This window comes from Cognatilysobacter bugurensis (assembly GCF_014652095.1).
Classification (GTDB): Bacteria; Pseudomonadota; Gammaproteobacteria; order Xanthomonadales; family Xanthomonadaceae; genus Cognatilysobacter; species Cognatilysobacter bugurensis.
In genome coordinates, this window is record NZ_BMYD01000001.1 from 1574519 (window position 1) to 1586696 (window position 12178).

A 12178-nucleotide genomic window follows, 5' to 3' on the forward strand; every position below is an offset into this window, starting at 1 on the left:
CAGACCGGTGGCGCGAGCAGATGATCGATTCGTGACTCCCGTCATCGAGCCGCCGTCGCAATCCGCCTTCGCCGACATCAAGTACGCCAAATCGCGGCATCCCAGACGGGAGCGCACGGGAATTCGCCTAGTAATCGGCACGTTCGGCCGCCTTGTCGACCGTCCGTGCAACGGCTGAAGCCGCCTGCCTGCTCGCGCTCCGACGTGACCGGCGGCGAATTTGTTAACAGCACTTTAATTATTCGAAAGGCGGGGCTACTATCGGGCCGGCCTGTCCTTTTCGGCATCGTCTTGATGCCCGCTGGCGGGTTCCCATAGGCAACACACCAAGCCTTACTTGGAGAGAGAGATGACCTTGAAGACCACCCAGCTCCGCGAAGCGATTAAGTTCGCGCTCGCAGTGGGCGCCACCGCTGCGATCGGCACCACCGCCGTGTTCGCGCAGGACACTGCGGCAGCGCAGACCCCGCAGGACGCGACCACCCTCGACCGCGTGCAGGTCACGGGTTCGCGTATCCGCGCAGTCAACGCTGAAACCACCGCGCCGGTGCTGACGATCGGCCGCGCCGAGCTCGAGAACACCGGCCTCACCTCCGTCGGCGACGTGCTGTTCAACATCGCCGCCAGCGACGGCGGCGCGCTCCGCAACATCACCACGAGCACGAACGGCAGCGACGGCACGCAGAACATCTCGCTCCGCGGCCTTGGTGCGACCCGTACGCTGGTCCTCGTCAACGGCCGCCGCTGGCTGACGCAGGGCGACGGCACGGTCGACCTGAACACCATTCCGATCGCCGTTGTCGAGCGCATCGAAGTCCTCAAGGACGGCGCCTCGGCGATCTACGGTTCGGACGCGATCGCGGGCGTGATCAACGTCATCACGCGCACCAACTTCGAAGGTGCTGAGGCGCGCGCCTACATGGGCCAGTACGCCCAGGGCGACGGCTTCCAGCAGGCTTACGACTTCACGCTCGGCGCCAGCACCGACCGCGTGAATGCAGTCGTCAGCATCAGCTACACGGACCAGGAGCCTGTGTTCGCGGGCGACCGTGAAATTTCGTCGGTGCCAGTCTTCGGCGCAGGCGACATTGTCAGCGGCGGCGCGTTCGGCTCGGGCTTCCCGCTGTACGGCAACTTCCTCCGCTGCCAGCCGGGTACGCGCACGACGAACCCGAACACGGGCTTCAGCGCGTGCACCACGGCGGGCACCGGCGGCGCCACGACGCTGATCCCGGGTCGCCCGGGTACGGCCGCTGGTGACTTCCGTCCGTTCGTCAGCTTCACGACGGACAACTCCGGCACCTCAGACCGCTACAACTTCGCGCCGCAGAACTACCTGCTGCAGCCGATCGAGCGCTTCAACGTTTACGGTCAGGGCACGCTCCGCCTGACGGACACGGTCAATGCGAACGTCCAGGCCACGTACGTCCGCCGTGACTCGACGCAGCAGCTGGCCCAGGTGCCGCTTTCGTTGAACATCACCGGTTCGCAGGGTCCGCAGTGGGCGTTCGCGCCGACCGCTGGCAATGTGTTCAACCCGTTCGACGTCGACATCTCGTCGTTCGGCTTCCGGTCGGACTTCGCCGGCCCGCGTCGCCCGTCCTATGTCAATGACAACTCCGCAGTGACTGCATGGCTCGACGGCTCCTTCGAGCTCGCAGGCCGTTACATGAACTGGGACGTGGGCGCATCGTTCCTCGACTCCGAGTTCACGCAGTCGGGCAGCGGTTACATCAACCTCTTCAACCTGCGTCGCGCGCTCGGCGATTCCCGCCGTAACCCGACGACGGGCGCCCTGGAGTGCTTGGACGCGGCAGGTCAGGTCATCCGCGGCTGCGTGCCGTTCAACCTGTTCAGCGGCCCGGACCTCGGCCTCGCGGCAGGCGTGATCTCGCAGGCCGAATACGATGCGATGGTCAACTACGTGACCTACCGTCAGGTGAGCACGTTCCAGAACTCGACGAACGATTACTTCGCCAACCTGGCGGGCGAAATCGTCGAACTGCCGGCCGGCATGCTCGGCTTCGCAGTCGGTGTCGAGCATCGCGCAACGGATTACTTCAACCAGCCCGATGCGCTTGTCGCAGGCGGCGGTTCGTCGGACAACTTCACCGAGCCGACCAACGGTTCGATCGAATCCGATGAAGTCTATGCCGAGCTCAACATTCCGGTCCTGGCTGACATCCCGTTCGCGCAGCTGCTCGAAGTGAACCTTGCAGCCCGCTACTCCGACTACACCGCGTCCGGCCTGTTCAACGGTGCGACGGTGACGCCGGAAATCGGCGCGGACACGGCCACGAAGATCGGTATCAAGTGGCAGCTCAACGACCAGGTCCTGCTGCGTGGCACGTGGTCCGAGTCGTTCCGCGCACCGAGCGTGACGGACCTGTTTGCAGGCGGTGGCGAGAGCTTCCCGCAGGCTCTGGACCCGTGCGCCTCGAACGCCGGTCGTTTCGCGGCGCTGAACGCGGAGCAGCAGGCACGCTGCCTTGCCTCCGGCGTGCCGGCGGGTGGCTACAATCAGCTCAACACGCAGATCCGCTCGCTCGTCGGCGGTAACCCGAACCTGCAGCCTGAAAACGGCACCACGCGCACGTTCGGTATCGTGTACAGCCCGAGCTGGATCACCGGTCTCGACTTCACGCTCGACTACTACAACATCCGCCTTGAGAACGCGCTGTCGTTCCGCGGCTCGCAGTCGGTCCTGAACGAGTGCTTCCGCGAGCTCAACGAGCTGTTCTGCGGCTTCGTCACGCGCGACGCCACGGGCAACGTCCTCAACCTGCGCCAGACGCAGTTCAACCTGGATCAGGGCGAGGTCGAAGGCTACGACTTCACCGTGCAGTACCGCATGCCGGAGACGGCGTACGGTGCGTTCGCGTTCAAGTGGGACAACACCTACCAGACCAAGAACGATCTGTACGGCACGGTCGGCGAGTACAACGGTGCACCGACGTGGCGCCTGCGTTCGAACCTGTCGGTTGACTGGCAGCTCGGCGACTTCGAGGCTAACTGGACGGCGCGTTACTACTCCGGTCTCGATGAGGATTGCTCGGGCTTCGCGGGTCTGTTCGAGGCCGGCTTCACGCAGATGGAGCTGTGCTCGAACTACGACACGACGACGTTCAGCGCGTTGCGTGACGCCGAGAACCGCATCGGTGCGACCACGTACCATGATGTGCAGGTCGGTTGGCAGGCCCCGTGGAATGCGAAGGTCATGGTCGGTGCACGCAACGTGTTCGGTCACGAGCCGCCGCGCGTGATCAACTCGTTCGCACACTCGTTCGACGGCGCGTATGACCTGCCGGAAGGCGCGTTCTACTACATGCAGTACGTCCAGAAGTTCTGATCACTGAACTGATGTGACATCGAGGCGGCCTCTTCGGAGGCCGCCTTTTTTTTGGGCAAATCGCCTGGGTCCGGACCGCCTGCCCGAGACGCGCACGTTGCTCCGGCATTCGTCAAGGAAGTCGGTTGGTCGGGCAAGTGCGACAAATTCGCCGCACTCGCGCATGCACCACCTGGCATGCAAGCAAACGCAGGGGGTAGGTACGCTGCCCGAGGCAGTGCGCAATGCGAAGGCAACACTGGCGAGTGGCGCAGCGCTCTTCAGCCGACCGTACACTGCGCCGCTCGCGGCACTGGGATGACAAACCGCAACGCCGCCCGAGCTGCCCTGAGACGAGACGCGTGACGACGGCTTTCGCGCAGGATGGACGGGCGCTCTTGGTGCGGCGGCCGCCGCAGCGCTGGAAGGTGCTTTGTCGCTAGGACCCGCCGGGGCCGCCTCCGGCCCGCCGCCTGAATGCCGGCCGCGCTTGGCAGCCGCGTCTAACCCCGCGTTAGAAATCGTCACCAGGCGCGCTGCGGGCGCACCATCGTGCGATCGCGGTTACCCGGTCGCCTGGCTGAACCAGCAATTAAACGCCACGGTAATTCGAGTTCCGTCGCCACGATAAGGCGTTACGAAGTGACTGAGCCACGATGGAAACATCACGAGCTGCCCAGGCTGAAGCCGTTGCGCGTAGTTGCCGTGCGAGTACGGCGGCTCCATTGGGACGTTCCCAGGGTCGAGGAAAACGTTCGCAGCTTGCAGCGGATTAGGAAACGTAAGCACGCCGTTCTCTGGGACGGCTGGGTTCGGCCGTCCATCGTCCACGCAGTAGACACCCGACCACGATGCCATCGGGTGGTTGTGGTGCCCGAACCAACCGCCGTCGCGCGTTACGTGGAACCAGGTGTGGCTCAGGATCCGCATCTGCGCCATCTGTGCGGCAGAGCGCCCCGTCAAGGCCTGGATGAGCTCGCCCAATGAGGCCCAGCAGAAGTCTCGCAGCTGCTGGACAGCCCGCTCCTTGCGCGCGAAAAACGTGAAATCGCTTTCGTAAAGCCCAGCAGGAATGTGCATCACCGGCGCTGGGTTGCGCTGCGACTCGGCGGTGGTCTCGAGATCAAGTATGAGTTTTCGCAGCTCGGCATTGAGCGCATCTGCAGCCGGGTGCACGGCCGTGCTGAACGGCACCGCGAACATAGCGTGGACAGTAGCGGGCATGCTGCAAGGTTCCCCTGAAAGCCGAATCTGCTGGACGCAACCGGCAAGGACCGCGCTGGTGCGCGCGCTCGGCGATCACCGCCGTAGGCACGCAGTCAAACCGGCTCTAGTTTGATCGCGAAAGTGTAGCGCGGCTTATAGCAAACCCTGCTTGGCGGTCGCCCAGCGTGCTTGATCGTCCCATCGAAGACGACCAGCCGACCAGGCTTCGGAAGAACCGCAGCAGCGATTTCATCGTCTTCACTGAAAAAGACGGTTTCGCCGCCCCACTCAACGTTCCATTCGTCGCACAGATACCAGAGGGCGGTCAGGTCCCCCTGCCCGGGGAGACAGTCGACGTGCGTAAACAACACATCCCCGTATGCAGCGGCATTCGTGTACGCCCGATACGGGCGATAGGGCCGGCTCCGGACGGCGGCCACCGCTTTTTGGGTGGCCGCATAGATGGGCTGCTGCAGCAAAGACTCGAGCCGGCTTTCGGTGACCCAGTGCCTGTGCTGGGCCACCTCGGGACGAGCGACCTCGGTACGGGTAAACGCCGCCTGGTTCAGTGCCTGGAAGTACTCGCCCGCATTCGCGATCAGCGAGTCGAAGACGTAGACCGATTGCTCGCCTATCGAATGGGTGAAGCTCGGCTGCGGGCCCATATCCGAGTCAGTGACTCAGCGAACCCGCGACGCGACGCTGCTCGTCCTTCAACGACTGCGGCATCCGCGGACCATACTCTTCCAGGTAATCGCCGATGCTGTCGAATTCGGCCTTCCAGCCGTCGCGGTCGAAACCGAACAATACGTCACGCGCTTCGCCCGAGAGTTCGACGCCGTCGAGGTTGAGGTCTTCGGCGCGCGGGAGGTGACCGATCGGGGTCTCGACCGCTGAGGCGGAGCCCTCGACACGCCCGATCATCCACTCGAGCACGCGCAGGTTGTCGCCGAAGCCCGGCCACAGGAACTTGCCATCGGCGCCCTTGCGGAACCAGTTGACGTGGAAGATCTTCGGCAGCTTGTTCTCGCCGTTGTCGAACGAGAGCCAGTGGCTGAAGTAGTCGGCAAAGTTGTAGCCGCAGAACGGCTTCATCGCCATCGGGTCGCGGCGCATGACGCCGACGGCGCCGGTGGCGGCGGCCGTCGTCTCCGACCCCATTGCGGCGCCGACGAGCACGCCGTGCGTCCAGTCCCGGGCCTCGAACACGAGCGGCACGAGCGACGCGCGGCGGCCACCAAAGACGATCGCCGAGATCGGCACGCCGGCCGCGTTCTCGGCCTCGGGCGAGTAGCTAGGGCACTGCTTGGCGGACACGGTGAAACGGGCGTTCGGGTGCGCAGCCGGACGCTTGTTCGCGTCATACGGTTCGCCGCGCCAGTCGAGTGCGGGCTCATTGCCGTCGTCGATGCCTTCCCACCACGGCTGGTTGTCGGCGGTGACACCGACGTTCGTGAAGATGGTGTTGCTCTGGATGCACTTGAGCGCGTTCGGATTCGACGCGGCCGACGTGCCCGGCGCGACGCCGAAGAAGCCGGCCTCCGGATTGATCGCGTACAGGCGGCCGTCGGCGCCCGGACGCATCCAGCAGATGTCGTCGCCTACCGTCCAGATCTTCCAGCCCGCGTCGCGGTAACCCTGCGGCGGAATCAGCATCGCAAGGTTCGTCTTGCCGCAGGCCGACGGGAATGCGGCGGCGATGTAGTGCGTCTCGCCCTGCGGATTCTCGACGCCGAGGATCAGCATGTGCTCGGCGAGCCAGCCTTCCTGGCGCGCCTGGTGGGAGGCGATGCGCAGCGCATGGCACTTCTTGCCGAGCAGCGCGTTGCCGCCGTAGCCCGAGCCGTAGGACTTGATCGTCAGCTCTTCGGGGAAATGCATGATGAAGCGGCGCTCAGGGTCGAGCTCGCCGATCGAGTGCAGGCCCTTCACGAAGCGGCCTTCGCGCTCGATGCGCGCGAGCGCCGGCGCGCCCATGCGGGTCATCAGGCGCATGTTCGTGACAACGTACGGGCTGTCGGTGATCTCGACGCCACAGCGCGAGAGCGGCGAGTCGATCGGGCCCATGCAGTACGGGATCACGTACATCGTGCGCCCGCGCATGCAGCCGTCGAACAGCCCGTCCATCTTCGAGTGGCCGTCGGCCGGCGACATCCAGTGGTTGTTCGGACCGGCGTCGTCACGATCGCTCGTGCAGACAAACGTGAGGTGCTCGACACGCGCGACATCATCAGGGTGCGAGCGGTGCAGCCAGCTGTTGGGATGCGTCTCGGAATTGAGCGGCAGCAGCGTGCCGTCGGCCTGCATCTGCGCGATCAGCGCGGCATTCTCCCCGTCCGATCCATCGCACCAGACCACGGCGTCGGGACGGGTCAGTCCGGCGACTTCAGCCACCCACGCGTTGAGCGCGGCCAGGCGGCTGCCGGCGAGGTCGAGGGTCGGGGCGGATGCCACATCCTGGGTGATCGCGTTCATTACAGCTCCTCCGGCCCGGGCCGGTCACTTCAAGTAGAGGGAATCAGCGTCACCATGACGTGTTCGACATACGCTTCGAATTCGTCGTGCTGCAGCCTCGCGTGCTGCAGCTGCAGGTTCAGCTGGAGAAAGCCGACGTACGCCGCATACGCGAGCCGCGCGCGGTGCTGCGCGTCGGTGCGGCTGAGGCCGGCTTGGCGAAACGAAGCGGTGAGCCAGTCGAAACGTCGTTCGGAGACGCGCCCGATCACCGGCTGGACGGCCGGGTTGTCGATCGCGCGCAGCAGCTCCGAATAGATGACGTGCGAGGTGAACTCATGCGCTACGAGGTGGAATAACGCGCGCAGCCGCTCGCGGGGGTCAGCCACCGCTTCGAGCGAACCGAACACGGACTCCTGCTCGACCTTCTCCCAGCGCTCGAGCGCCGCAACGAGCAGTGCGTCGCGCGACGGGAAGTGCCAGTAGAAGCTGCCCTTGGTCACACCGAGCCGCCGCGCGAGCGGTTCAACCGCGACCGCAGCGACCCCTTGTTCGGCGATCAGGTCGAGCGCGGCCTGCGCCCAGTCGTCAGCACTGAGACGCCCGGCACGGTCGGGCTTAGCGGCGGTTGCAATCGAATTCATAGGCGGAGGATTCTAACCATACGCACCCGCCCGGGACAGTACGTAAGCCGGCGCGAAGAGAGTTGACACCGGCCGCGGCCGCTCAACATACTCGTGCGTATGTTGACGCAGCCGGCATCGCCGGGTCCCGCGTTGGCGTCCACCGCTGTCTGCTCGGCATCCGCCGGAGTCCGTCATGAGCCTCGTCGCCCCGTTCCTCGCACTTCTCGTCATCGGCGCAATCGCCGCGTATCACCGCCTGCGGCTCGCACCCGCGGTCGCCCTCATGGCATCCGCGCTGGTTGCGGCCTGGCTGCTCGGTGCAAGCCCCGTGGCCACGATCGTCGCGGCCGTGCTGCTGGCTCTCGTCGCGGTGCCGCTGCTAGTGCCTGCAGTGCGCATCCCGCTGATCACGCGCCCGCTGCTCGCTGTGTACACAAAGATCCTGCCTCCGCTGTCGGAAACCGAGCGCGTCGCGCTCGAGGCCGGCACGGTCGGCTGGGAAGGCCAGCTGTTCTCCGGCAAGCCCGACTGGCGCGTGCTGATGAACCAGCCCAAGCCGACCCTGCGCGAGGACGAGCAGGCGTTCCTCGACGGGCCGGTCGAAGAGCTGTGCCGGATGACGAACGATTGGGAAATCACCCACACCGAGGCGGATCTTCCGCCGCACCTGTGGGAGTACATCAAGAAGAACAAGTTCTTCGGCATGATCGTGCCGAAGGAATACGGCGGCCTGGGCTTCACCGCGCTCGGCAACCACAAGGTGATCCAGAAGCTCGCATCGGTGTCTTCGGTCGTGAGCTCCACGGTCGGCGTGCCGAACTCGCTCGGGCCGGCCGAGCTGCTGATGCACTACGGCACGCAGGAGCAGAAGGACTACTACCTCCCGCGCCTTGCCGACGGACGTGAAGTGCCCTGCTTCGGCCTGACCGGCCCGTGGGCCGGCTCGGACGCCACGTCGATCCCCGACTTCGGCATCGTGACAATGGGCGACTGGAACGGCGCGCGCGTCGTCGGCGTCAAGCTCACGTTCGACAAGCGCTACATCACGCTCGCGCCGGTTGCGACGCTGATCGGCCTCGCGTTCCGCATGTACGACCCGGAGCGCCTGCTCGGCGACAAGGAAGACATCGGCATCACGCTCGGCCTCGTGCCGCGCGAGACGCCGGGCGTCGACATCGGCCGCCGCCACTTCCCGCTCAACTCGACGTTCCAGAACGGCCCGGTGATCGGCCGCGAGGTGTTCATCCCGCTGAGCCAGCTCATCGGCGGCGAAGCGTTCGCGGGCAAGGGCTGGCAGATGCTGGTCGAGTGCCTGTCGATCGGTCGCTCGATCACGCTGCCGTCCACCGCCAGCGGCGGCGCGAAGATGGGGGCGATCGTGACCGGTGCGTACGCGCGCATCCGCAAGCAGTTCGGCCTGTCGATCGGCCGTTTCGAAGGCGTCGAGGAGGCGCTGGCGCGTATCGCGGGCAATGCGTACACGATCAGTGCACTCGCCGAAGCCGCCGCGGCGGCCGTCGCGCGCGGTGAGCTCCCCGCCGTGCCGTCGACGATTGCGAAATACCACTGCACCGAGATGGGCCGCGAGGTCATCAAGGACGCAATGGACGTCCACGGCGGCAAGGGCATCATCCTCGGCCCGCGCAACTACCTCGGGCGCCAGTGGCAGGCATCGCCGATCTCGATCACGGTCGAGGGCGCGAACATCATGACGCGCACACTGATGATCTTCGGCCAGGGTGCGATCCTGTGCCATCCGTGGGTCCTCAAGGAGATGAAGGCGGCAGGCAATGCTGACCGCGAACAGGGCCTGCGTGATTTCGACGCCGCGCTGTTCGGGCACATAGGCTTTGCGATCTCGAACGCGGTGCGCTCGTTCTGGTTCGGCCTGACCGGCGCGCGCTTCGGTGCCGCCCCGGGCGATGCCTACACGCGGCGGTTCTACCGCAAGCTCAATCGGTACTCGGCGGTGCTCGCACTGATGGCCGACACGTCGATGCTCCTGCTCGGCGGCAAGCTCAAGTTCAAGGAGTCGCTGTCGGGACGCCTCGGTGACGTGCTGAGCCAGCTCTACATCGCCAGCGCCGTTCTGAAGCGCTATGACGACGAGGGCCGCCCTCAGGCCGACCAGCCGCTGCTCGCCTGGTCGTTCCACGATTCGATGCACAAGATCGAGACCGCCCTGTCCGCAGCGCTACGCAACTTCCCGGTGCGCCCGGTCGGTTGGTTGCTGTGGGCGCTGGTGTTCCCGCTCGGTCGTCGCGCCGAAGCGCCTGGCGATCGCCTCAGCCATCGCGCTGCGTCGTTGCTGATGGTGCCGAACGAAGCGCGCGACCGCCTCGCCGTCGGCGTGTTCACCACGCCGGGCGAGTTCAACCCGGCCGGCCGCATCAACAGCTACCTCCCGAAGGTGGTCGCCGCCGAGCCGATCGAGCGCAAGTTCCTCAAGGCGGTGAAGAACAGCCGCCTGCGGACGCTGGACTACGCAGCGCAGCTCGAGGAAGGCGTGCGCGAAGGCTGGATCACGGCAGATGAGCGTCGCCAGCTCGAGGAATTGCGCGAGATGACGATCGACACGATCAGCGTCGACGACTTCGACGCCGAGCAGCTGCGTGCGACCGCGTATCGGCCGACCCCGGAACAGGTCGCGGCGCGAGAGGCCGCTTAAACCCGGATCGCGAGAAGAACACGAAGAAGCGGGCTCCGGCCCGCTTTTTCTTTGAGCGCCGTGGCGCGTCGTATCACGAGCAGCCGTTTCGCTGCGTGGCCTCCATTCCCCTCTCCGCGATGGCGCCTTGGACCGAATCCCCGAGTCCCCGGGGACTCGACGATATGCTCCAGTCGGGCGCGCTGGCCACACGGGACGGGCTGGCCACAAGCCGGCATCCGGTCCCGCCGCCGACTGAATCCGGCGAGCGGTGCTCCAGCCGGAATGGTGACAGGTCGCCAAGACGGCGAGGCCGAAAAAGGCTTGGGAGAGGTCACCGGCCCCTTGCATCGGGCTGCTGCATGACTCTTAACGCAAGGTCCTCAGCGCCCTGGCGGGTCAGGCCTCGCCGCGGCCCGGCGAGCCGCGCGCCAGCCCACGAGTCCTGCAGCGGCCGCGCTGACCGCGGCCAGTCCCGCGAATCCTGTTACCCCAACGCCGACTCCGCGCAGGCCGTTCATGCCGAGCGCAATGATCAGGTCGCCGAATCGCCAGACGGCGGTGTCGACCATGTTCTGCCCCTTGTATCGCTCATTGCGAGAGACCTGCGCGAACAGACTATGCCGCGCGGGCTCGGCGAGCCCGTACGCAAACCCACGGCCGACGATGACGGCGATTGCCACCGCGGGGAAGCCGGCCACCACGGGCGCGTACGGGTCGTTGGAAACAGCCACAAAGATCAGCGCGCCCATCACACACGCCGCCCACAGGGCCAGCATCGCACTTGGCCCGCCTCTCGGTAGCAGCCAACGCGTCACCAGGACCTGCAGGAGCACGGTCAAAAGGTTTGCCGCAAGATCGACGTTCGCAGCGAACCGGGTCCGGTCGACTGCGTTCGCAAAGGCGCTGCCCGAATAATCGACGACTAGCGCGTAGTTGACGGTGCCAATTCCGTCGGCGAGCAGTAAGAGCAGCGCCATGTTTCGCACGAAAGGGGTTGCGAACACCTGCTTCACGCCTTCAAACATGCCGCCGCCCACGGGGCGCCCCTCCCGGGCGCTGCCACGTCGGCTGCCCTCGCGCTCGGACCATTGGCCAAGCCGAATGACGCACCAGACCGCGACCGCCAATAGCGCTGCGGAGACCGCGAGCAGAGGCGCAACTCCGATCACATCGACCAACTCACGGGTCAACAGTGGTCCGCACACCGCGCCCGCGGTGCCCGCAACCGCGATCAGGGGAAATAACCGCCGCGACTGCTCTTGCGTCCAGATGTCGGACATCACGACCCAGAACACGGAGACCACGAAGAGGTTGAATACGCTGATCCAAACGAAGAAGACGGTCCCCAGCGCCCTTGGACTCAACAGCCCTTCGTTAGCAAACAGTGGGACGAACGCGAGTAGGCAAGCGATGAAGAAACCGTAGACGGCTGGGACCGCTACGCGGCGAGGCCAGCGCGCGACGACGACCGCAAACGTCGGAGTCAGCACCAGAGTTGCGACAAACGTGGCGCCGTAGAACCAGGGGAGCTGCGTCGCCCCGACGGCCGCGATCAATTGATCCCGCACGGGCCTGGCAGCGTAGTACGCGGCAAGCACGCAGAAGAAGTAGACACACGAATATGCGAGCGCAACACGCTCCGGACGCGCTTGCGGAATCAATGAAGGTCGGGCTCTCACGCTCGCTTCCACGCGCTTATTCGGCGGAACGTTAACCGAACTGCGGGCTGCGCGGGCAAAGACGCGGCGCCCACGCCGCAACGCGCCGTCGCTCCAGACGGGACGGGGCACCGTCCGATGCCGTTCCTACATGGGAAGACATAGCGCCAGACGCGGCAGGACACGGCGCGGATGCGCCTGTGGGGCCGCAGGCCAGCTCGCTTCGCCAAGTAGATACCGGCTCTACTACCGGCTG

At 65.6% G+C, this 12178-nt stretch carries 7 protein-coding genes; 2 read left to right on the forward strand and 5 right to left on the reverse strand.

All coding sequences use genetic code 11. The features are described from left to right. The first annotated feature begins 349 nt into the window (after positions 1-349). On the forward strand, positions 350-3349 hold the full coding sequence (locus IE075_RS07140) for a TonB-dependent receptor plug domain-containing protein (protein WP_189454650.1): 3000 nt from the start codon (positions 350-352) through the stop codon (positions 3347-3349). A gap of 543 nt (positions 3350-3892) precedes the next feature. Here the strand turns inward: IE075_RS07140 and IE075_RS07145 are convergent. The 4 genes from IE075_RS07145 to IE075_RS07160 all read right to left on the reverse strand — a co-directional run bounded on the left by IE075_RS07145 (position 3893) and on the right by IE075_RS07160 (position 7632). Continuing rightward, positions 3893-4531 (reverse strand): putative 2OG-Fe(II) oxygenase, encoded by a 639-nt coding sequence (locus IE075_RS07145; RefSeq protein WP_189454652.1) that lies wholly within the window; start codon positions 4529-4531, stop codon positions 3893-3895. Between the two features lie 116 nt (positions 4532-4647). Beyond that, positions 4648-5199 carry a 2OG-Fe(II) oxygenase gene (locus IE075_RS07150; RefSeq protein WP_189454653.1) on the reverse strand — a complete coding sequence of 184 codons (552 nt, stop codon included), beginning with the start codon at positions 5197-5199 and terminating at the stop codon, positions 4648-4650. A gap of 7 nt (positions 5200-5206) precedes the next feature. Next, positions 5207-7009 carry a phosphoenolpyruvate carboxykinase (GTP) gene (locus tag IE075_RS07155; protein ID WP_189454655.1) on the reverse strand — a complete coding sequence of 601 codons (1803 nt, stop codon included), beginning with the start codon at positions 7007-7009 and terminating at the stop codon, positions 5207-5209. Positions 7010-7038: 29 nt separating this feature from the next. Continuing rightward, positions 7039-7632 (reverse strand): TetR/AcrR family transcriptional regulator, encoded by a 594-nt coding sequence (locus IE075_RS07160; RefSeq protein WP_189454657.1) that lies wholly within the window; start codon positions 7630-7632, stop codon positions 7039-7041. Between the two features lie 175 nt (positions 7633-7807). Between IE075_RS07160 and IE075_RS07165 the strand changes: the two genes are divergently transcribed. Next, positions 7808-10282, forward strand: a complete 2475-nt coding sequence (locus tag IE075_RS07165; protein ID WP_189454659.1) for an acyl-CoA dehydrogenase — start codon at positions 7808-7810, stop codon at positions 10280-10282. A 362-nt stretch (positions 10283-10644) separates the two neighbouring features. On the opposite strand, the gene IE075_RS07170 is transcribed toward IE075_RS07165, so the two are convergent. Next, positions 10645-11955 (reverse strand): NTP/NDP exchange transporter, encoded by a 1311-nt coding sequence (locus tag IE075_RS07170; RefSeq protein WP_229792352.1) that lies wholly within the window; start codon positions 11953-11955, stop codon positions 10645-10647. Positions 11956-12178: the final 223 nt, after the last annotated feature.

Bases quoted from the DNA above. Each gene is read 5' to 3' on its own strand.
- IE075_RS07155 (WP_189454655.1), bottom strand. From the start codon at position 7,009: ATGAACGCGATCACCCAGGATGTGGCATCCGCCCCGACCCTCGACCTC.
- IE075_RS07145 (WP_189454652.1), bottom strand. From the start codon at position 4,531: ATGTTCGCGGTGCCGTTCAGCACGGCCGTGCACCCGGCTGCAGATGCG.
- IE075_RS07165 (WP_189454659.1), top strand. From the start codon at position 7,808: ATGAGCCTCGTCGCCCCGTTCCTCGCACTTCTCGTCATCGGCGCAATC.
- IE075_RS07150 (WP_189454653.1), bottom strand. From the start codon at position 5,199: ATGGGCCCGCAGCCGAGCTTCACCCATTCGATAGGCGAGCAATCGGTC.
- IE075_RS07140 (WP_189454650.1), top strand. From the start codon at position 350: ATGACCTTGAAGACCACCCAGCTCCGCGAAGCGATTAAGTTCGCGCTC.
- IE075_RS07160 (WP_189454657.1), bottom strand. From the start codon at position 7,632: ATGAATTCGATTGCAACCGCCGCTAAGCCCGACCGTGCCGGGCGTCTC.